Annotated in this window: 18 protein-coding genes; 5 read left to right on the forward strand and 13 right to left on the reverse strand. The window is 50.0% G+C overall.

Annotation, left to right across the window (positions count from 1 at the left end; translation table 11 throughout):
• Positions 1 to 274: 274 nt before the first annotated feature.
• From QXU03_04235 to QXU03_04290, 12 genes are all read right to left on the reverse strand, one after another.
• A complete protein-coding gene (locus QXU03_04235) occupies positions 275 to 1936 on the reverse strand; it encodes an FAD-binding protein (protein ID MEM2170951.1) in 1662 nt (553 codons plus the stop codon).
• Between the two features lie 9 nt (positions 1937 to 1945).
• Positions 1946 to 2671, reverse strand: coding sequence for a 4Fe-4S dicluster domain-containing protein (locus QXU03_04240; GenBank protein ID MEM2170952.1), 726 nt, complete (start codon positions 2669 to 2671; stop codon positions 1946 to 1948).
• Positions 2672 to 2731: 60 nt separating this feature from the next.
• Positions 2732 to 3529: a heterodisulfide reductase-related iron-sulfur binding cluster gene (locus tag QXU03_04245; protein MEM2170953.1), complete on the reverse strand. Its 798-nt coding sequence runs from the start codon at positions 3527 to 3529 to the stop codon at positions 2732 to 2734.
• 6 nt (positions 3530 to 3535) lie between these two features.
• Positions 3536 to 3907, reverse strand: a complete 372-nt coding sequence (locus QXU03_04250; protein ID MEM2170954.1) for a 4Fe-4S dicluster domain-containing protein — start codon at positions 3905 to 3907, stop codon at positions 3536 to 3538.
• Positions 3908 to 3916: 9 nt separating this feature from the next.
• Positions 3917 to 5374, reverse strand: coding sequence for a Ni/Fe hydrogenase subunit alpha (locus QXU03_04255; GenBank protein ID MEM2170955.1), 1458 nt, complete (start codon positions 5372 to 5374; stop codon positions 3917 to 3919).
• Entirely contained in the window at positions 5364 to 6344 is a 981-nt protein-coding gene (locus QXU03_04260) for a hypothetical protein (protein ID MEM2170956.1), read from the reverse strand. The genes QXU03_04255 and QXU03_04260 overlap by 11 nt, the downstream gene beginning before the upstream one ends.
• Positions 6341 to 6769 carry a hydrogenase iron-sulfur subunit gene (locus QXU03_04265; GenBank protein MEM2170957.1) on the reverse strand — a complete coding sequence of 143 codons (429 nt, stop codon included), beginning with the start codon at positions 6767 to 6769 and terminating at the stop codon, positions 6341 to 6343. Before QXU03_04265 ends, QXU03_04260 begins: the two co-directional genes overlap by 4 nt.
• A 1-nt stretch (position 6770) precedes the next feature.
• Positions 6771 to 8726, reverse strand: coding sequence for a CoB--CoM heterodisulfide reductase iron-sulfur subunit A family protein (locus QXU03_04270; GenBank protein MEM2170958.1), 1956 nt, complete (start codon positions 8724 to 8726; stop codon positions 6771 to 6773).
• A gap of 59 nt (positions 8727 to 8785) precedes the next feature.
• Positions 8786 to 9388 (reverse strand): FumA C-terminus/TtdB family hydratase beta subunit, encoded by a 603-nt coding sequence (locus tag QXU03_04275; protein MEM2170959.1) that lies wholly within the window; start codon positions 9386 to 9388, stop codon positions 8786 to 8788.
• A gap of 12 nt (positions 9389 to 9400) precedes the next feature.
• Positions 9401 to 10285, reverse strand: coding sequence for a fumarate hydratase (locus tag QXU03_04280; protein ID MEM2170960.1), 885 nt, complete (start codon positions 10283 to 10285; stop codon positions 9401 to 9403).
• An 18-nt stretch (positions 10286 to 10303) separates the two neighbouring features.
• On the reverse strand, positions 10304 to 11647 hold the full coding sequence (locus tag QXU03_04285; GenBank protein ID MEM2170961.1) for an NADP-dependent malic enzyme: 1344 nt from the start codon (positions 11645 to 11647) through the stop codon (positions 10304 to 10306).
• A gap of 176 nt (positions 11648 to 11823) precedes the next feature.
• Entirely contained in the window at positions 11824 to 13230 is a 1407-nt protein-coding gene (locus tag QXU03_04290) for an MATE family efflux transporter (protein ID MEM2170962.1), read from the reverse strand.
• 114 nt (positions 13231 to 13344) lie between these two features.
• On the opposite strand from QXU03_04290, the gene QXU03_04295 reads away from it, so the two are divergent.
• Positions 13345 to 14748, forward strand: coding sequence for a TldD/PmbA family protein (locus QXU03_04295; GenBank protein MEM2170963.1), 1404 nt, complete (start codon positions 13345 to 13347; stop codon positions 14746 to 14748).
• Positions 14741 to 16102 carry a TldD/PmbA family protein gene (locus QXU03_04300; protein ID MEM2170964.1) on the forward strand — a complete coding sequence of 454 codons (1362 nt, stop codon included), beginning with the start codon at positions 14741 to 14743 and terminating at the stop codon, positions 16100 to 16102. The genes QXU03_04295 and QXU03_04300 overlap by 8 nt, the downstream gene beginning before the upstream one ends.
• A 15-nt stretch (positions 16103 to 16117) precedes the next feature.
• Here the strand turns inward: QXU03_04300 and QXU03_04305 are convergent, their stop codons facing one another.
• Entirely contained in the window at positions 16118 to 17659 is a 1542-nt protein-coding gene (locus QXU03_04305) for a radical SAM protein (protein ID MEM2170965.1), read from the reverse strand.
• Positions 17660 to 17844: 185 nt separating this feature from the next.
• Between QXU03_04305 and QXU03_04310 the strand changes: the two genes are divergently transcribed.
• The 3 genes from QXU03_04310 (at position 17845) to QXU03_04320 (ending at position 20848) form a co-directional block, all read left to right on the forward strand.
• Positions 17845 to 19143 (forward strand): ATP-binding cassette domain-containing protein, encoded by a 1299-nt coding sequence (locus tag QXU03_04310; protein ID MEM2170966.1) that lies wholly within the window; start codon positions 17845 to 17847, stop codon positions 19141 to 19143.
• A gap of 9 nt (positions 19144 to 19152) precedes the next feature.
• Positions 19153 to 19851, forward strand: coding sequence for a hypothetical protein (locus QXU03_04315; protein MEM2170967.1), 699 nt, complete (start codon positions 19153 to 19155; stop codon positions 19849 to 19851).
• 229 nt (positions 19852 to 20080) lie between these two features.
• Positions 20081 to 20848: a molybdopterin-guanine dinucleotide biosynthesis protein MobB gene (locus tag QXU03_04320; protein ID MEM2170968.1), complete on the forward strand. Its 768-nt coding sequence runs from the start codon at positions 20081 to 20083 to the stop codon at positions 20846 to 20848.
• The last annotated feature ends 190 nt before the right edge of the window (positions 20849 to 21038 follow it).

Consider the following 21038-nt stretch of genomic DNA (forward strand, 5'->3'; position numbering starts at 1 on the left):
ATTAGGCTAAGTTATTTACTTATAAATTATTCTTACTTACGCGGGAGGTCGTAGAGCCGTTTCCTCTTATGGCGTTTTTAGGGAGTTTTTGTTCTTGTAGGCTGCGTAGAGATGCTAGGCGGTGATGAGGACCCAGTACATCCAGGCTTAACCGTCGTCCATGCAACCCGCAAAGGTGCCGGGATCTCCGCGGGCGAGGTGCGAGTTCCCGAGCGTGAAAACCGTGAACAGGTGAGATTAGTCAATGTGTAAAAGTTCTGAGCTTATTTTCCCGTTAGATCAGTTTGAGAGATCTTAGTAAAGCCCTTTCCCCCCTATAATCTGGTAGGATTATGGGTGATTTGCGCTCTCTCGGTACGTTCAGCGCCTTCAACTCCTCCACGAATTTTTCTAAGTGCTTGAATGAGAGCCTGGGCTTAACTGCCTGCTCTTTCACGATTTTGGCTGCTGTAACGCCCGCTCTTCTGCCAAACACTAGTATGTCTGCAAGCGAGTTACCTACAAGCCTGTTCCTCCCATGAACACCGCCCGTAACTTCCCCGGCTGCCAGTAATCTCGGCACAGGCGTTCCATCGGGCCTTAAGGCCCGTGTAGCGGGGTCTATCTCGATACCTCCGTTTTGGTAATGGAGCGTCGGATACGTGAGTATGGGTTCCTGCGTTATGTCAATGCCGTGTCTGGCGAACATCCTGTAGAGTGCGGGCAACGCCTTCTTAATGGTGCCGGGTCCTCTAAGCTCTTCAATCATTGGCGTATCTAGCCAGACTCCGTATGCCCCGGTTGGCGTTGTTATGCCCCTACCCTCAGCGCACTCTTTGATGATAGCTGATGCAACTGCATCTCTCGTTTCAAGCTGATAAACAAATAGCTCTCCGTGTACATTGACTAACTGTGCACCCAGACTCCTCGTTTTTTCCGGTATGAGCTCGCCTCTAATCGCTTCAGGAAATGCCACGCCTGTAGGGTGGTATTGGAAGGTGTCCAAGTGCACGACCTTTGCTCCGACCCTATAAGCCATGACAACTCCATCCATCGTAGCGCCATAATGATTTGAGGTGGGAAATCCAGCTATGTGTACCCTACCCGCACCCCCGGTAGCTAGGATCGTTGCCTTAGACCTGACAACGTAGTATTCTTCCGTTTCCATGTTCCACAATACGGCGCCCGAGACGCCTCCATCCTCAGGGTCTACTAGGAGCTCTACAGCGGGCGTGTACTCGAGGACCTCGACACCGTAACTTAGTACTTCATCTTTTAGAACCCTCATGAACTCTAAGCCTGTGTAGTCTCGGGCACAGTGCAACCTTCTCCTACAAGCGCCACCACCACTGTACTCTACAAAGTCCCCCTCCGTGTTCTTATCAAACATTACTCCCAGGTCTTCAAGCCACTTTATTATATATGGGGCCTCAGTCACGAGGACCTCAACCAGCTCCGGCTTGTTAGCGTAAAGCCCTCCTCCTATGGTATCTATGAAGTGCAATACCGGGCTGTCCTCGGGCCTGTCAGCGGCTTGAATACCTGACTGTGCTTTGCACGTATTCGAATCCCCAAACCTGAGTTTAGTTGCCAAGAGGATGGCGTCAGGGCTCACACCACTGTAAATAGCCCAGAGCACCGCAGCGGCTCCTGCACCGCCGCCACCTATTACCAGGACATCTACGTCGTAGTCTATCTTGCTTAAGTCTATTTCGTTAGGCTCGATGAGAGGCCATGCTTCTAAGAGGTCTGCAACCTCGTTATACACGGTAGCGCCTTTAGAGGCCCCGACCCTTAATTGCCTCCTCGTACCTGGCTTATAGTCTGGGTGCCATTCCTTTAGTAGTTTTTCACGCTCTTCAGGTGTTAACCTCCTGTACTGCTTCTTGAGCCTCTCCGGTCTCGTTTCCTCGACGTACTTGATCAGCTCCCTGATCCCGGGAGGGTAACCTGTCATTGTCTCACCTCATTCTTCAGGTTCTATAGTACGCGAAGCGTACAGTTTCTTTAATTCATCAACGGGCATTTTCTTTAGTTTTTCAAGTTCTACGATATACTTGCCCTGAGCTATTTCTTTTAGCCTTTCCTCGAGGCGCCTCGATCTGGGTAAGGCGAATTTACCGTATAGCCGGCGTACTAGTAGGAATATCTCCGGGTGCCTGATCTCCGCTGGGCACCTCGTAGCACATATCCCGCAAGCAATGCAGTCGAAGACGAGGTTGGATGCCCTGGCCAGATCACCGCGCTTCACGGCTTGTACGGCGTCCATTACTTGCAGTCCTTGAGGACACCCCTTGGTACAGGTGTTGCATGCAACACATCTAGCTATTTCCGGGAACAGCTTGAACACCAGACCAGCATCTAGTTTTAAGTTCTCTAACCTGTACCTGGTCTTAGGTATCGGAGTATAGGGTAGCATTACTATGTGCATTTCATCCTCAACGGTGTTTTGGCAAGCCAAGGCTATCTTCAACCGGTATTCTCCGGGCTTCCTGTAGAGAGTCGCGCATGCACCGCAGAAGCCTCCTCTACAACCAACACCTCGTACAAGTCTAAAACCAGCGTATTCCAGTGCTTTGAGTATAGTCAGGCCTTCTGGCACTAGGTATTCACGACCCATCACGTATATCCTGATCATCTTGGGGGCACCAGCCTCGACGCTCTCTACTTGTGCCTGAGCCCGTAAACCCATATTAAGCCCCTCTAATACTATGGAGCGTGAGTTATTAAACTTGGGTTTGAACAAGGCATTTTAGACACCGAGAGCCCTTAATAGTATATCCGTTAAGTATACGATGTTTACGTTCACCTTTTTACCAGTTAACTTGAGCGCTCTGCTTAGGTTGTAATGGCATAGCGGGCACACCGTGGCTATCGTGTTAGCCCCTCTAGCTACTGCTTCTTCTACGATCTCCATGGGCTTGGTAGACGCGACTTCTTTGCTGATCAGCGTCATGTACGATCCGCAACACTCGGTCTTGAACGGAAACTCTACGACCTTTACGCCAAGGGCTTTTAGAACAATATCCATCGATTCAGGGTTCTCCGCGTTGTCAAAGGACACTTCTCTAGGCCTTACCAGTGTACATCCGTAATATGGTGCAACCACCACTTCTTCCAGCTTGCTGGTTACTAACGCCTTTAGCTCATCTCTATGATCTCTCAGGATTTCTAGCAAGTGTACTACCTCTATGGCTACTGAATAGCGTTCTTCCTCGTCCATGAAAAGCGTCAGCGTTTCGAGGTTCTCGGGCAGCGTCTTGATCATCACATTTATCCTTTTAAGCACGTTATAGCACATGGGGCATAGCGTTAGCAACTTGGTCGTGTTATGAATCCTAGAGGCTGCCTGGGCTTTAATAAGCGTCCTCAACCCTCCAATGTGCTTGGCTACGTCGTCTCTAACGGTACCGTAAAGCACTCCACAACAATACCAGTCAGGTAACTCGTGCACTTCGATACCAATTTTTCCCAGTATCTCCACAGCCTTCTTCTCGTAGTCAGCAGCATTCCTCTTGATCGTGCAGCCAGGGTAATATAGGACTTTCACAGTGTATCACCCCGTAAGCTTTCTAGATGTAGCTATGAGGGCCATTGAAGGCGCCTCTTCAACGTCATAGAGCTCTTCGTACTTAACCTTGTCAATACCCTGCCTTAGAACTATGACCCTTAAAGCCTCGAACACCTCTCCCGGATCTACGTCTCTTGGACATCTATCAACGCACCTCATACAGCTCACGCAAATCCATGGGGTATTGGCTGAAAGTACCGCGTGTTCTGCCCCAATCTGTAGAAGCCTTATGATCACGTGTGGAGGGGTGTTCATGTACCTTATCATCGGGCACACCGCCGAACACATCCCACACTGGTAGCATGCATACGGGTTTTTACCGCTATACTCTATTACCCGGTTTAGTAGTTCAGACACGCGACCACCTCACGAAATTACCTTGACGAGGTTGCCACGAGAATCATAAATGAGTAACTTAACCGTGTGCGAACCGGCAGTGTGAGTTGCGCAGGAGTTGCACGGGTCGAAGGCCCTCACGGCCATTTCTAGTCTCGCTACTAGGTCAGCCAAGTCCGGGTCCTTGTAGTCTAAGGTCCCCTTCCCTATAACTATTTTTCTCAACTGGGTGTTTATTGCGGCATTGTTTATAGCTGTTGGAGTTATCACGTTCACCTCCTTTACGATGAAGTTCTGATCTACCTTGTAGTGGTGTATCAATACGCCCCTCGCCGCTTCTACGATGCCTACGCCTTCGTATAAGGGCTTGCCCTCAAAGTTAACGACCTCGTCACGGAGTATCGAGTCCCTGTTTTCCGTTAAAATCCTTTCCACAACCTCATACGCGTGCACGTTCTCTATGAGGCGGGCCCAGTGATATGCAAGAGTGTTGTTCACGATTTTTTCATTACCGAAGAATTCTCTCATGACCTTATACTCTTCTGAAGCCAACTCGGTTGGTAACTTACTGCACACATTTAAGCGCGCAAGGGGCCCGACTCTAACCGTGCTTTCTTCCTCGAAACCACGCCAACCAACATGTACCAGGTACGGGAACTTGGAGTAACTCCACTCCTCGTGGTGTTCTGCAATGTACTTGGTGTACTCTTCGGGCTTGAACGTCATCACTTCTCTGCCTTTCCAGTCAACCACTTTGAGTATACCATCGTACATGCTCAGCGACCCGTCCGTGCCTACAAGCCCCATGTAGTAGGTCTTCAATGAATACTCTTCACCTTTCATGCACTCTACAACTTTCTGCGACTTTAACACGCTGTGCTTGAAAAGGTCTAGTGCGAACAGTATGTGCTCCTTTAACTCCTTTACCCTCTTCTCGACGAATTCCAGGTCCTCTCTACTGGGCCTCCTGGACACCCCTCCAGGTATCGCGATGGGCATGTGTATGCTCTTACCACAAAGCCGTTCGAGGATGCCACTCGTTAACGCTCTAGCGTTAATGAGCTTTTTAACGATTTCGGGATACCTCTTAACGATGTCAACGAATCCGCGCACGGTGTTCGCGCCCTCCACGAGGAGGTCGGGCAATGCCATTACCGCAAAGTGCAGTAGGTGGTCATCGATCATGTACACGTGGTGCACGAACTCCCGTATTTTCACCGCCGCCTCCGGCGGTTTTCGACCATATAGCGTGTCAACGGCTTTTGCAGAGGCCAGGTGGTGCGGGGTGCTACAAACCCCACATATTGCCTGAGCTATGCGTGGCATTTCCTCAGCGTACCGGCCACGGCAAAAGGCCTCGAAGCCTCTGAGCTCTAGTACCTGATAGTGTACGGTCCTCGCATTTCCAGTTTCATCTAACGTAATGATGATCCTCGCATCTCCTTCAATGCGAGTTACGGGTTCTATCACTATGCTCCTATCCTTCATGAGAGACACCTTTAATGCTCAACCTAAGTCTATATAAACGCGAGCCCGGCAAAGTGTACCTGTAGAGAACTCCGAGGCGGTCTATGACTTTGTCCAGTACCCTAGCTAGACCGGGCTCCATGAGCTCCCTTTCCCTGTCACTCGCTATTAGTGCTAACACTCCTGCAATATACCTAAGCCCTACATCCTCTGCACCGGGTAACGGCCCGAAGCAACCTGTACACGGCATGTTCACTTTAATGCAACTGTGATCGCAACCTTCCCGCGTTACCGGCCCTAAACACAAAATGCCCTGCTCCAAGAAGCAGGCGTCTTCTCTGATCCTGACCTCGTGTATCCTTTTCACGTCGTTAATTTGCATCTTGGAGGGTTCCTTGGGCTTTCTTGGACACGTCTCACAAAGCGCTTTTAACCCAGCTACGATTACAGGCTCTTTCACCCCCCCGCTTTTAACGTACTTTAACAACACATCTACCAGGTGATTAACGCTCTTAACCGGTGGCGGGCAACCAGGCACCACTACATCCACTTTAATGGCGTCAGGTAGCGCTCTGTACGTCTCTATTTCCGGTAACTTGGGTAGCTGCACTTCACCGGCCCTTCCATACGAAGTTGTCGTAGTAGTCGCCCTGACGTAATCTACGAGTTCACTTGGTGGTATTAAAGCAGCGAGTCCCGGAATACCGCCATACGCTGCACAGCTACCGAAGGCTACTACTATGGAAGACCTTTCCCTGATCCACTTCGCCAATTCCCCGTCTTCCCTGGTCCTAATACCCCCCATGAATATTGTCACGTCTATCTTGTCTAAGGACATGAGCTCGGTTGCTCTTGCATCAACCGCCACGCTCCAGTAAGCTAAGTCGAAGCTCTCCAGCACGCTTAATAGCGCGCCGCCACTATTAGCTAACGCTACATCACACCCACCACATATAGCTCCGTGAACAATTGCAATTGTTGGTTTTCTCATCTACAATCACCTCGATTACATCTTTTGAGGGGTCCAAGCCTTCTTATAGTGGAGGTGAAGTCATCGAAAACCGCTTTCAGTTTTTGAGCTTCTACGGCACTAACCCATTCCAATCTCAGCCTCTCGGGCTCTATGCCGAAATCTTCTAGCAACTTCTTAAGCACGTAAACTCTTTTGAACGCCTTGAAGTTACCTGATATGTAATGGCAATCCGATGGCGTGTGGCATCCACTCACAATGACACCGTCAGCGCCGTTCATGAAGGCGTTGACTATGACATCTGGGTCCACGCGCCCTGAACACGGTACAACGATCGGGGTCACGTTCGGCGCGTACAGAAGTCTGCTAACACCTGCCAGTTCTGCTGCCGCCCCCGAACACCACTTGCATAGAAACGCCACTATTTTTGGTTCCCACGAGCTCATGTCAGCTCACCACGGCCTTGACCATCTCTGCTAGCTGTTCAGTCGTGTAATTCTTCAGATCTATAGCCCTATTGGGGCAAGCAACTACACAAGCTCCGCAACCCTCACACAACAACTCATTCACTCTAGCCCTACCTTCTACCAGCTCTAACGCACCGTAGGGGCAAATACCTATACAGACTCTACAGCCGCTACAGAGGTCCTCATTAACCACAGCGGTTAGTGGTTCTCGCGTAATGAACTCCGAGGAAAGCATTGCAATGGCTTTAGCGGCGGCTGCCGATGCCTGCGCAACGGACTCCGATATGTCCTTAGGTCCGTGGACAACGCCACAAACGTAGATACCGCCTGTAACGGTTTCAACAGGCCTTAGTTTGGGGTGTACTTCTTGCGCGAACCCGTATTTGTCAACCGGTATCCTTAGCTTTGATGCCAGATCTCGCGGTAATTGCGGCACTAGCCCGGTTGCCAGTACTACCAAGTCTGCTCTAACGGTTACTGGCTGGTTCGTTAGCGTATCGAACCCCGTGACTACGACATCACCCGTTGCCGGGTCTTTGTAAACTCTGTTAACCCTGCCACGTATGTAGTTGACTTTGAATTCGTCCTGAACTCTTTTAACGAACTCTTCGTAGCCTTTACCCGTCGCTCTTATGTCAATGTAAAATACGTGAACTACGCCCTCTTGCACCCGTTCTTTGAATATTAGAGCATGTTTTGCTGTAAACATGCAACATATCTTTGAACAGTATTCGAGGTAGTTGGCATCCCTTGAACCGGCACACTGTATGAACACTATCCTTTTAACGGGCTTTCCATCACCAAGCCTCAATATGTTACCCTTCGTGGGGCCTCCGGCTGATAGTATTCTCTCAAACTGCAAGGAATCTATCACATCTTTATACACGCCGTAGCCGTACTCTCTCAGCTTCTCCGCGGGGAACACCTCGTACCCCGTGGCTATGATTATGGCGCCTACTTCCTCTTCCATTAGCTTATCGCTGTCATCAAAGTTTATTGCCTTAGTTGGACATACCTTTAAGCACCGGTCACAGCCATCTATCCAGTGTTTGCAATTAGCTCTGTCTATCACATAGGCCGAGGGCACAGCCTGAGGGAAGGGTATGTAGATGGCCTTCCTCTCGGAAAGCCCTCTGTTAAACTCGCTTGGTACCTTGACGGGGCAGACTCTTTCACAGAACCCGCAGAGCCTGCAATCCTCTACTTTCACGTACCTAGCACGCTGTAGAATCCTTACTCTGAAGCTCCCAACAACGCCGTTTATGTCTGTTACCTCGGCGTTGGTGTAGATCTTGATCAGGGGGTGCCTGGCCACCTCCGCCATTTTAGGTGTTAATATGCACTGCGCGCAATCGAGCGTGGGAAAGGTCTCGCTAAGCATCGCCATTTTACCGCCGATCGTCGGGCTCTTCTCAACGAGAATAACCGGTATACCAGTACTAGCGATATCCAGCGCGGCCGTTATTCCGGCTATTCCCCCGCCGATTACGAGTGCTTTCCGGGTAACCTTACCCTTCACAGGCTCTAAAGACTGGTTCCTAGCCGCTTTTACTACTGCTGCTTTAACGAGTTTAATGGCTTTCTCGGTAGCGCGCTTCTTGTCCGGGTGAACCCAGCTACAGAGCTCTCTTATTACTGCCATTTCAAGCTTATACCTGTTTAAGCCGGCTGACTCGACTGCCCGCGCAAAGGTCTCGTAATGCATTGTAGGCGTGCATGCAGCTACAACGACGGCGTTAAGCTTCTTCTCGGCTATGGCGCGCTTAATTAATTCTTGGCCGGGCGCAGAGCACATGTAGACGTAGTCTTCCGCGTGGACTACATTTGGAAGCTTTAAAGCCTCTTCTACGACGTTCTTCACGTCCACCGTCCCCGCGATGTTGAGGCCGCAATGACACACGAAAACGCCTATGCGCGGTTCTTCTACATTGTTCACGCCTTGACCCCTGGACTAGGTGTACTTGTTGCAATTAAGAGGGACCGGGTAAAATGGCTTTATGCAACTCCGAGTTTTCTGAGCACTTCTTCGCGCTTACGCTTAGCCTGCTCCACGACTTCCTCCGTTATGTTACGTCCTGCACTATCTATCGTGACTAGCAGTGGCCCAAAGTCCTCTACTTCGAGAACCCACAAAGCTTCAGGTATTCCTAGATCGAGCCACTCCACCTTTAAGACGCGCTTTATAGCGTTAGCGGCTAGAACGGCTGCCCCGCCCGTGAAGTACACATATACGGCTCCGTACTCTTTGCATGCCTGGGCGGTTCTCGCGCCCATCCCACCTTTTCCAATAACCATTTTCACGCCAAAGTTCTTTATTACGTCGGCTTCGTAGAGGTCCATTCTAGCACTCGTAGTGGGGCCTGCAGCAACGACTTTCCATTCCTCGTTAACCTTCTGGACGACGGGGCCGCAGTGGTATATTACGCCTCCCTTCAAGTCTACTGGAACCGGTTTACCCTCTTTTAGGTAATCTAGCATTCTCCTATGTGCAGCGTCACGGGCGGTTACAACTACGCCTGTGAGGTACACTATGTCCCCGGCTTTTAGCCTTCTGACATCCTCATCTGAGAGAGGCGTTTTGAGCCTATACTCGACCATAACTAACACCCCTTACTGCTCCACTACGTATTTTCCATCGGGATACACCTTTACGGTAGCCCTCCTCACGGCCCAGCACACGAAGGCGACGGCAACGGGCATTGCTGCAGGGTGCCTGTGCGCGTAATCTATGTGCACTGCGAGCACCGTGTACTTCCCCCCTAAGCCCATGGGACCTATGCCTAGTTCGTTTAGAGCGTGATATAGCTCTTTTTCGAGTTTGTCTAAGGTGGGGTCCGGGTTAGTAGTACCTAGTTTCCTCACACACGCAGCCTTCTTAGCTAAGTAGATGGCTACGTCTGCTCCTCCCCCGACACCCACGCCGACGATTGTCGGTGGACAGGGCATGGAGCCCGCTCTCAAAACGGCGTCTACCACGGCGCGTTTAATGGCTTTAACACCTTCACCCGGTGGAGGTAGTTCGAGGTATGATACGCCTTCGGAGCCTCCTCCCTTAGGTACAACGACGAATTCTAACTTGTCTCCTTCAACTAGTTCTAGGTGTATGTAAGGCATGTACCTACCTGTATTGTCACCGGGATTCTTGCCTGTGATCGGATCTACTGTGTTCGGTCTGAGCGGAACTACCTTAGTTGCCTTTCTCGTCGCTTCTGTGAGCGCTTCTTTGAGTACCCTTAAACCGGGGAACTCGTAGCCGACCGTAACATAGTAAAATATGGATCCCGTGTCTTGGCATACAGGCTTTTTGAATTTCTCGGCAAGTTCTATGTTTTTCAATATCGCTGCGAGCTGAGACCTGGCCAGCTCGCTCGTCTCTTCCCGGTAAGCCTTCATGAGGGCCTCCTTCACGTCGGGAGGTATGTATATAGCCGCTCTCTCGATGGCCTCGATGGCCGCTTTCTCAATAACGTCTCTGAACTCCTGAAAACCCGCCAATACGGGCACCTTTGAGGTTTAAGCTTTTAGCTCTCTGTATTCTGGGTATAACGTTATTAAGCCGGCTTTAATGAATACCTCCATCTCTTTTCTGGGCCTTTCGATGAGCTCTCTGATCTCCGCTTCGAGCTCCGATTTCGAGATCTTCCTTCTAGCGTAACCTAGTTCGATTGCCTTCTCGGCAACCGCCATAGCCTCCCTCACATACATTTCTGTTTCCTCCATTCGTGGGACTATTCTCTCTTCATGAATGCCCGTCTCTTCGGTGTATCGTGCTATTGCGTACGCGGCAGCCAAGAACATCTCGTCGCTCATTTTTCTAGCTCTCACAGAAAACGCCCCCCTGAAGACTGCCGGAAAGCCAAGGCTATTGTTTATCTGGTTGGGGAAGTCTCCTCTACCGGTAGCAACTATTCTTGCACCTGCCTCTTTCGCTTCCCATGGCCATATCTCGGGTACTGGGTTGGCCTCGGAGAACACGATTGCATCCTTATTCATCAACCTAACCCATTCCTTCTTGATAACGCCCGGACCTGGCCGGGAAGCCGCTATGACCACGTCCGCGCCTTTGAAGGCATCTGGTATTTCCTTGACATTTTCCTCGTTCGCTTCCAGCACGATCTGGTACTTCCACGGATTAGATGTTTTCATCTCTTCCACATCGGGCCTTTCCTTGTAGAGAACGCCCTGAGAGTCTATTACCACGATGTTCTTGGGATTAGCTCCTGCAACCTTTAAGTACCTGTACGTGCAAATGTTTGCCGCCCCTGCACCAAATAGTACTATTTTCACCTGGTCCAGCTTCTTACCAACAATTTTGAGGGCGCTGATCAAGCCGGCAAGGGATACTAGGGCTGTCCCCTGCTGATCATCGTGCCACACGGGGACGTCCAGCACTTCTTGTAGCTTTTCTAGGAGGTAGAAGCATTTTGGCGATTCTATATCCTCCAGGTTTACGCCTCCGAAGCTGGGCTCCAGAGCTTTAGTTATGTACACGAGCTTGTCGGGGTCCTTCTCACGTACAACCAGTGGAAAGCAGTCTACTCCACCAAGGTACTTGAAGAGCAGGCACTTGCCCTCCATGACCGGTAAACCAGCTGCCGGGCCTATGTTGCCAAGTCCTAGAACTCTCGTACCATCGCTAATAACTATGACAGTGTTCCACCTCCAAGTATAGTCAAAAGACGCGTCTTCACCTTCTTTCTGTATTCTTCTACACGGTTCAGCAACGCCGGGCGTATACCAGATGTTAAAGTCCTCGAACCTCGTGATAGGGGCCTTAGCGACCGTTTCTATTTTGCCACCGTACAACTTGTGGAGTTTTACAGCTAAAGAACCCCAATCAATCTTTACTTGTGACAATGCTCTATCCCCTTACCACTTAGGGAAGGGAAGTAGTATTTAAATGTTTTCATTTATACACGTATTAGCATGTACTTACACTATTACGATTCTTGAAGGCTTAAACCCAGTGAAGCGATACCGAGGCATTCGCCAACGGCATCATGGAGGATTTATAGAAAAGCACACTTATAAGCTTAGATCCTAGTTTTCCGGGCACCGTTCGTGTTACCTATCACTGGTTTTAACCAAGTATACCTCATGGTCCATGTCAGAGCTATTAGCCCGGTTACTACGTTGCTTATAGCCATCCCAATCCAAAGCCCCTTAACGCCCATTTTGAGCGGGCCGGGTCCAAATACGTATGCTAGAACGTTTCTTAAAACCCAGAGTCTAAGGACGCTCAGGTACATTACCGGCTTGGTGTGGCCACTCCCATTGGCAATGGCCCTTGCCGTTTCAAGCATTGATAGTGGTATTATCGAAATACCCATGTACAACATGAAGTCTGAAGCGTAAGACGAGACCTCTATGTCTTGCGGCGAGAACGCCGAAGATATGTACGTTCTTAGAGCGATTAGCGGCGTGATTATTAGAGATGTTAAGATGACCTCGTATACGAGTATTCTCGTAGCCGATTCCCTGGCCTTACCGAGTAGCCCGGCTCCAAGGCTCTGGCCGACTATCACGGAGCAGGCAGTAAGCAACCCAGCCGTGATGATCGTTATAACGCCGAAAGGCCTATCGCCAATGCTCCACGCGGCTAGCGCCTTACTACCCATTAAGCTGATGATACCGGCTAGCATCGTAAACCCGGATGCTTCCGCGAGAGCGGCTCCTGAAATCGGCAAGCCCACTTTGGCCATGAGCCTTAAAAGTTGTAAATCAGGTTTGATGTGGTGAAAACTCATCTTTATACCCTTAACGCCCATTAACGAGAAGTAAACCAAGCCGGCTGTCCCTGCGACTAGTTCACTAAGCACGGTCGCTAATGCTGCGCCTGCAACTCCCATTTCCGGTAGCCCATGTAAGCCGTAAATGAGTAATGGATCTAGGACGATGTTAAGCATCGTTCCCAGGGACCTAAGGGCGAGCGGTAGAAATGGAGTGCCCGATGCCATGTAAACCGATGTAATGGATTCTAGCACGCCGAAGACCGGTACACCCATAGCTAGAATGCTTACGTAATCGTAAGCGGGGGTCCTGGTTTCGGCGGGTGCGTTTATCAATACGAGTATGTAAGGGGTACTGATTATAGTTAGCGCTGATATCAACGGGCCCACCGTGATGGTGAACAGCAATAGCTGGCCGGCAACTTTCAGGGAGCTCGTGTACTCCCGTGCACCCCAGTACTGGGACACTAGAGAGGTACCGGCACCGTAAATGCCGAAGAAGGTTGCCAACACTAAGAATATGATAGGCCACGCCACACTTACACCCGCGAGCGCTAGGGTACTATAGTTTCCAAGCCAGTACATGTCGACAAGATTGTAAATTACCCGGAATGCTTGCATTAAGCCGACAGGTAAGCCGAGCTTAACTACGACTTTTAAGAGTGACTGCTTCAAAACCCATAACTTGTCATCCAAGTCTCCAGGGTCCATGTTTCAACCTCCTCTACAGCGCTGTCAACGTTACTTAGCCGTTTAACTAAGGTGTTCAACATACCCTACACTTTGCGGATTACATATATAAACTTCAGCTTATTAGTGATTACGGTGGGGTCTGGCTTGCTTGATCCTGGCATCCTCGTCACACTGCGTGATGAGCTCGGAGCAGACTTCATAGATGCTAGAGTTCAAAGGTACTACAGCGAGCTCGTCGTGTTGGACAACGGGGTCGTTAGAGAACTATCGATAAACAGTAACCAAGGTATTGGAGTGAGGGTCATTGTTAAAGGAGCCGTTGGATACTCTTCAACTAACTCTCTCGAAGAAGCTGGTGTGAAGGAGGCTGTTCTGCGCGCGTACAGGGTAGCTAAAGCCTCTTCGAAGCACTCTATTCAAGTGGACTTCTATAGACGTCCTACTCTAAAAGGTAAGGCTTCTTCGCGCTTTAACGTTGACCCGGAAGACGTAGACTTCTCGGAAAAAATCGAGTTACTGAAAAGCATGGACAGCGTGGCTAGGAGCGTTAAGGGGGTAGCAAGCGTTATCCTCAGGTACGGGTATGAAGCTGATCGTAGAGTGTATATTTCAAGTAATGGAGACCATGTAGAGTACTCGAAGAAAATGCTCGGGGTTTCCGCGAGATTGGTAGCACACGTCGAGGGCACCTACGAAACGCTCTACGACCAGGAATCTGGCGTTGCCGGTTGGGAGCTCATTAAAGGCCTTAAGTGGGATGATTGGATTTCAGAGAGAGCTAGGCTCGTAGTAGACACGGCAAGAGCGGGTCACGCCAAGCCCGGTAAGTATGACATAGTTCTCGACAACGACATGGTTGGATTAATGCTTCACGAGGCGTTTGGGCACGCGTCGGAGGGCGATACGGTGCTCGCCGGTGGTAGTGTATTGCGGGGTAAAATAGGCGGAAGAGTTGCCAGCGAGCTCGTCACCATAGCCGATGAAGGGCTAGTTGATGGAGGGGACTTTGTACCCTACGACGATGAGGGAACGCCGAAGAGAAAGGTCCACGTGGTCAAGAACGGGGTGTTAACGGAGTTCCTGCACAGCATCATTACAGCGAAGCTCCTGGATGGGGAGCCAACGGGTAATGCCAGGGTCATGAGCTACCGGTACCCTGTACTCGTACGCCAAACGAACACGTACATGGAGCCCCTTGACTGGGGTGCCGAGGAGATGATCAGGGATATGAGGAGAGGATTATACGTTAAAGGCCTGGGCGCGCTGGGTGGGGAGGTGAACCCGCTTACAGGGGCATTCACGTTCACCAGTGGACCTAGTTATATCGTCGAAAACGGAGAGCCAGCTAAGCTGGTTAAAGGCGTCATGCTATCCGGGCTAATACTCGAAACCCTTAAAAGTGTTGATGCGGTGGGAAAGGACCTCCTAGTTAGAACAAGCGTATTCGGTGGTTGCGGTAAAGATGGACAAACGGTAAGGGTCGGTGACGGGGGTCCTCACGTAAGAGTTAGAGGTTTCATAATCGGAGGTGGTTAAAACGCTAAGCAAACTCGAACAACTAGTTAGAAGAGCCGTAACTAAGGGCCTCGCGGAGGTGGAGGTATACGCTGTTCACACCATATCAAAGCAATTCAGCGTCGCGAGTGACATGATTATAGATAGCGTTGTAAGCGAAGACTACGATATAGGCCTGCGTGGAGCGTTCAATAAGAGGATTGGAGGTGTTAGGACGAACACCTTAGACGGCGACGTAGACAAAATACTCGAAAAGCTCTACTCTGTTACGAAATCGTCGCCGGAAGATCCCTACTGGAGTGGTTTCCCCGTCGAGCTCCGCGAAACCAAACAGGTTTCCTGCTACGACGATAAAGTAGCCGCCATGAGCGAAGAGGAGCTGGTTGAGGTACTTGAGCAAGCCATGGATGCGTTTAAAGAACCACCTCTGCGCAGCGGAGCTGAGAAAGCCAGCGTCGTAGAGGGGTCTTTCAGTGTACGTGAGAGTAGAATCGTGGTAATCAATTCGCACGGTGTCGAGAGAAGCGTTAGGTGTAGTAACGTGGTACTCTGGCTTTCACTCAGCACGATGAAAGGCGGCGCTATAGCTGACAAGACGTTTGCATATTGGAAGAGGAAGCTTGACATCAAGGAGCTCGAAGACAAGGCTTTAAGAAACGGGGAGCTCGCGCTCCTCTTCTTGAATGCCTCGCCAATAGAGTCGGGTAACTACGACTTGGTGTTGGTACCAGAGACTGTAGGTGAAATACTGACATATAGTCTCGCGCCAGCGTTCTCCGCATTAAATATTCTTGAAAACAGAAGTCCCTTAAAGGGTAGGTTGGGTGAGCTGGTCTTCAACGAGGACTTAACGATCTCCGATGACCCGAGCATCGAGATGGCCGCTGGCACTGCGCCTTTTGATGATGAAGGGGTACCTACTACCACTAAGCCCGTGGTCGAGAAAGGAGTGGTTAAGTCGATTCTTCACAGTTACTACACGGCACGAAGGATGAACACCGCTCCTACTGGTAACGGGTTCAGGCAGTATCCGGCAGCACCGCCAACACCCCGATTTACAAACATGCTGGTGAATCCAGGTCAAGGCTCCCTAGAGGACTTCGTGCGCGACATCTCTAAGGGCATAGTGGTTCACGAGATTATAGGTTACTGGATGAGCGATCCTGTGACGGGTAGCACCAAGGCTACTGTTACGCACGGTCTGCTCGTTGAGCGGGGAAAAGTGGTGAAACCCGTTAAGGGGGTCGTCATTGGAGGAAACATCTACGAGTGGCTATCCAAAGGCCTCCTCGGAGTGGGCAAAGACCTGGAGATCATAGGCCCTGCCGCCGCACCCTCGTTATGGATTAAAGAAGTCGGCGTTGCCGGGAAGTGAGTAGGGCATGCGTGTTTACCTCGGAGCGTGCCGTTTCAAGAACGTCCTGCTTAAATCAAGTACATTCCGTTGCAATCTTCTCAACCCCACGGATGCCGCAAAGTAAAGCAGTCCTCCAAGTACCTGCTTAATTATCAACGGAGCGAATGCGACCATTTTCGCTGAAAGCTTCCTGATCTTTTTTACGGCGTCGTAGACCGCTACAAATATCAGTTCCAGGTTATCGTGTGTAGGTAGCAAGTCGCGTGTAAATACACCTTTCGCCTTCCTCAAACTACCGCTCGGTATAAAGGGCAGTGGAAACACGAACACGTTGTACGGTTCAAGCCTTTCAACGAGCTTTAGGTTCGCTCTTACATCATCGGGGCTTTCGCCCGGTAAGCCCACAATGAGGGTAGCGCAGATCCACCACCCAGCGTCGTTGAGAATAGAAATGGCTTCTTCCACGATCTTAGGCCATTCATCCGGGGTGAACGGCTTCGGCTTACCGGGCGCTATCACTTGAAGAAGCCTCGGGCTCGCGGTTTCAATTCCCAACTGGATTATTGAATAATTGCTTTCGCCGAGCCCGAGCATATCGCCCACCTTTTTAACCAGCCACGGATCAGTAACAACCGTTGAGGCTGTTGCAAAATCTACTGACACGTTCTCTACGCCGGGAACCTTTAACACCGTCTCCGTGAGTTTCAAAACCATTTCCCTCCGCGGGTGGAGGCTCGAAGAACCATACCTAAAGAAGTCCTCTGAATGAAGCGTTATCTTGCTCTCCCCACCTAGAACATTTACTTTTACCTCCTGCAACACCTTTTCAAGGGGTATGACCCTGTACATCAAAAGCGTTGGATTACAGAACTTGCATCCACGACCACAACCTCTAGACACCTCAACTAAACCTCGAGAGGGCGTTCTAATTACGGGTATCTTGCCCACTGGTACAGGAGGCCCCTTGACGTAGCTGGGAAGGCTTTCATTGCTCAATGCCCTCTTAAACAACTCTGGCACGACCAGCTCGCCCTCGCCTTCTACGATACTGTCTATTCCAAGTTTTCTCTGAAGCCCAGTATCGATTATTTCCCATACACCCGGCCCACCTACAACAATTCTTAACCTCTCTCGGTTCTCGAGTATTGCTGGGTGAGTTAGTAGCTTCATGGTAGCCCATGACATGTAGGATTGAAGCCTTGTTTCGATACCCATGAGCTTCAAGACCACGCGTAGTAGTGCAGTACCGTAGTTTATACCGAGAGGGTCTAGAACGCTTATGCCGACGACTCTCGTACCTGGCCCCACAGCCCTATCCAGTTTTCTAGGGTCGATAATCGCGACTTCGTCGCTCGAAAAACCGGAATCAAGTAATGAGGCTTCAATCTTACAAAGACCATACTGTGTGGTCTTCATTCTGCCGTGCTCATCGCTTTCACATGGAAATAGTAGTGGACCTAATAATGCCGGTAAGACGTCCATGGGAAGCCCGGAGGAGAACCCCAAGTAGGTCCTATGGTAAGTGCTGACCAGGCTCTCATCCCCTGTAAGTATTACTTTAAACCCATTGAACACGGGTCGCCGCCTCGGCCGTAACCATCTTATAAATAGGCAGTGGTTACGTTAATTATGTTTATCCAGGTGGAGTGCCCAGCTTAACATGAAGGGGAGTTAATTCCGTTGAGTCTAAAGCCCAGTATAATTGACATCCTTATATTGTACTCAACACTTTAACTAATGGTGATGACGGTGTTTGGTGATTGGTACCGTTATTCAGCGCTAGGATAGAAAGGTGTGGTTATCCGGGTAGCTTTGAACTCAGGGATGTACGCTTTGAGCTTAAAAAAGGTGAAGCACTCCTAGTAACCGGGAAATCCGGTAGCGGAAAGACAACTCTCCTAAGGGTGGTAACGGGGACCATTGAAGCTGCTGGTGGTTATTTAGAGGGCGAAGTACTCCTAGAAGGTAAGAGCATCCTCGAAATGAAACCCGAAGAAGTGTACCACTCAATAGCGTACATTCCGCAAGAACCATGGTACGCGTTTGTCGGCTACACGGTATACACCGAGGTTTGCCACGTGCTCGCACAACTTGGCGTAAATTGTACTGATGCAGACTTCGCGCCGCTGGGTTCCTCCAGGCTGGTGAATAGGCTTACGTACACTCTCAGCGCTGGGGAGGTTCAGCGGGTTCTCTGGCTCGAAACAATGATAAAGAGGGCTAGGTTGATCGTCCTCGATGAGCCGTTGACGTATCTAGACGAGGAAGCCAGAAGAGTGGTCAAACACTACGTAAAGGTAGCACGTAGTAGGGAAATGGGCATCATTGTGGCAGATCACGATCCAGCATACTGGGAGTTCTTAGAGCCCGATATGCTAATACTGGAAGGTGGAATTGTTAAGTATCACGGTCCATGGTCAAGATCCAAGGCAGAAGAACAAGGCATGAAATTGACAAGTCTAAAAAAGCACGTAGAGAGGGGCGTGTTCGTGAAGTTTAAAAACGTGTCGTTCAGATACACGGGAGATAGCTACATTATAAAGGACTTCACGGAAAGCCTTCAACGAGGTGTGTTAACGTGCATTACAGGACCCAATGGATCCGGCAAGACAACCCTACTTAAGCTCGGGTCGGGGATACTGAAGCCTACGAGAGGGTCCGTGGAGAGGTATGGCACGGCGATATACGTACCGGAAAACACATTTCTCTTCTTTTCGAAGACGACGCCGCGCGAAGAGCTCATGATCCCCGCACGTGGTAACGAAAACAAAGTCCTGGAGATCGCCGAGTTACTTAAAATAAAGCACATCCTGGATAGGCCCGTCACAAAGCTCAGCAATAGTGAACGGAGACGGGTGAGTATAGCCGCCGCGTGCCTCGCAGATCACGATGGCTACTTCATAGACGAGCCTTTCGGTGGCATTGACGCTGAGAACGCCAGCTCTGTTCTACAGGCTTTCCAACTACTCTTGGACAAAGGGAAGGCGGTTGTAGTCGCTACACACGATGAGAAGGTAATGAGTTTGGCTGACACGGTAATTCGACTCGGGCCGGCGTAGGGGTCTTCAGTGGGCTTAGTGAACTGGTTGCTTCTATTGATTTACAGGTCATTCTTCGCGGTTGGTGATACTGGTTATAGAAGGGCGCATTTTCTCTCTAAGGTTGTTTTTATATTGTCAATAGTACTCTATACGGTGAAAAGCCCCGTAAAGGCGCCTATACTCGTGCTGGTAATTTTCCTCGGGTTAATCTATCCCGGTAAAGATTGGGCTACCTCCGTGTTAGAGCTCTCCTTGTTTACGGGTTTCGTGGTAGCGCTTGTAGTATACTCATTCTCATTAATAACCACGGGGGCTGCACCTCTTCAGGTGTTAGAAGTCGCGATGAACATTGCTGGTGCTGTTTCGGCCGCCGTGTTTTCCTTCACAATAATTTCACCAGCGGAAATCTACAACACTATATACCTATTACAGGGTAGAAGGGCCGCCACCCTTCCGCTACTACTGTGGGTACTAATACCTCGCTATTTAAAAGACGCTCTTGACTCGTTCACTATAGGTAATTTAAGAGTAGAGTACTATGGAAAAAGACCTCTCCGTGTAACTATTCGCCAGCTACTCGAAGTAGGCGACTACTTCGAAGAGTACTGCTACTGGAGGCTTCGAACACCCGTAAAGGCTACTATCACCATTGAAAGGTCTTACAAGTACACGCTCATACTGCTGGCTACCACCCTTCTACTGACATTCTTAAAGTACATCATATAGTATGTAGGGGTTCAGCCCCTATACCAGTTTACACAGGTTGATTTCATTGCTTCATCTTGGTCCTCCTGCATCCTACTCGGGTCCTCATCGGGCTTAAGGGCGTTCAGGGGTAGCCCTGACACCCCACACCACTTTTACGAGGCTCTCACCCCCTCATCGGGTAGCAGCAATCAGCTGTGTTAATAGTTAAAAAAGCCGATTCGTGATTTTGGAGGTGAAGTGAGCCATTATGCCACAGCCCTACGTGCTTCGCATAGTCTCATTGGAATCGGGAGTGGGTAAAACACTTGTTGCTACTAGAGTAGTTAGAGGCCTGAGAACACGCAATTACAGGGTAAACGTTATTAAACATTGCAGTGGTGGTGTAGATTTAGAAGAAAAGGACACAGAGAAGTACCTTGAAAGCGGCGCAGAAGTGGTTGTTGCCTCGTCTCCGGGACTCGCAGTAATTTACGTTGCGAATCACAATGACGCGATCGAAAACGCCTTAGTGATGACTCGGGCTCCAATAGTGGTGGTCGAAGGCTTTAAATCGGCTAAGCTAGGCGACGTCGTGGTAGTCGTTCGCGAAGAGGACGACTTGAATAGGCTGGGTGGGGATATGACTAACGTGATAGCCATCGTTTCGCGAGCTAGCATAGTGGCTATGAGCCGCTTGCCGGAAAACACAGTTCTTGTAAAAGTAGGAGATGAAGACAGACTAGTGGACTTAGTGGAGAAGAGGGCTATAGACTTCTTCTACAGGCAGACGCCTCAAACAAACTGTAGAACATGCGGTTTCGCGTCCTGCAAAGAGCTCGTGATCTCATATCTTAAAGGGAGTGCGGGATGGTGCCCCGTGGTATCCGGCGTCGAGGTCTCGGTAGATGGCTCTAGCGTGCCTTTAAATCCCTTCGTTAAGAACATCATCAAATCCACTATTAAAGGAATATTAAAAGCGCTTAAAGGCGTGCCGGAGAACTACAGAAAAGTTAACATAGTGATTAGTGATTACTAAACTCACACTGTAGCAACGAGGCTTTTAGTTGTAAGTGCAGTTTCCTAGGGCGATAGGGACGTAGCTGGCGCTTTGAACGCCGTATACGCGTACGCGGAGGCCCGGGCCTTCTCCGAATCCCCCTGTGAGGGATGAGATCGGACGGGCGGGGAAACAAGAAGTAGGGGGATACTCATGTAGTAGCTAAAAA

Source organism: Desulfurococcaceae archaeon (assembly GCA_038845865.1).
GTDB lineage: Archaea > Thermoproteota > Thermoprotei_A > Sulfolobales > Desulfurococcaceae > UBA285.

Bases quoted from the DNA above. Each gene is read 5' to 3' on its own strand.
- QXU03_04235 (MEM2170951.1), bottom strand. From the start codon at position 1,936: ATGACAGGTTACCCTCCCGGGATCAGGGAGCTGATCAAGTACGTCGAG.
- QXU03_04240 (MEM2170952.1), bottom strand. From the start codon at position 2,671: ATGGGTTTACGGGCTCAGGCACAAGTAGAGAGCGTCGAGGCTGGTGCC.
- QXU03_04255 (MEM2170955.1), bottom strand. From the start codon at position 5,374: ATGAAGGATAGGAGCATAGTGATAGAACCCGTAACTCGCATTGAAGGA.
- QXU03_04260 (MEM2170956.1), bottom strand. From the start codon at position 6,344: ATGAGAAAACCAACAATTGCAATTGTTCACGGAGCTATATGTGGTGGG.
- QXU03_04265 (MEM2170957.1), bottom strand. From the start codon at position 6,769: ATGAGCTCGTGGGAACCAAAAATAGTGGCGTTTCTATGCAAGTGGTGT.
- QXU03_04275 (MEM2170959.1), bottom strand. From the start codon at position 9,388: ATGGTCGAGTATAGGCTCAAAACGCCTCTCTCAGATGAGGATGTCAGA.
- QXU03_04290 (MEM2170962.1), bottom strand. From the start codon at position 13,230: ATGGACCCTGGAGACTTGGATGACAAGTTATGGGTTTTGAAGCAGTCA.
- QXU03_04320 (MEM2170968.1), top strand. From the start codon at position 20,081: ATGCCACAGCCCTACGTGCTTCGCATAGTCTCATTGGAATCGGGAGTG.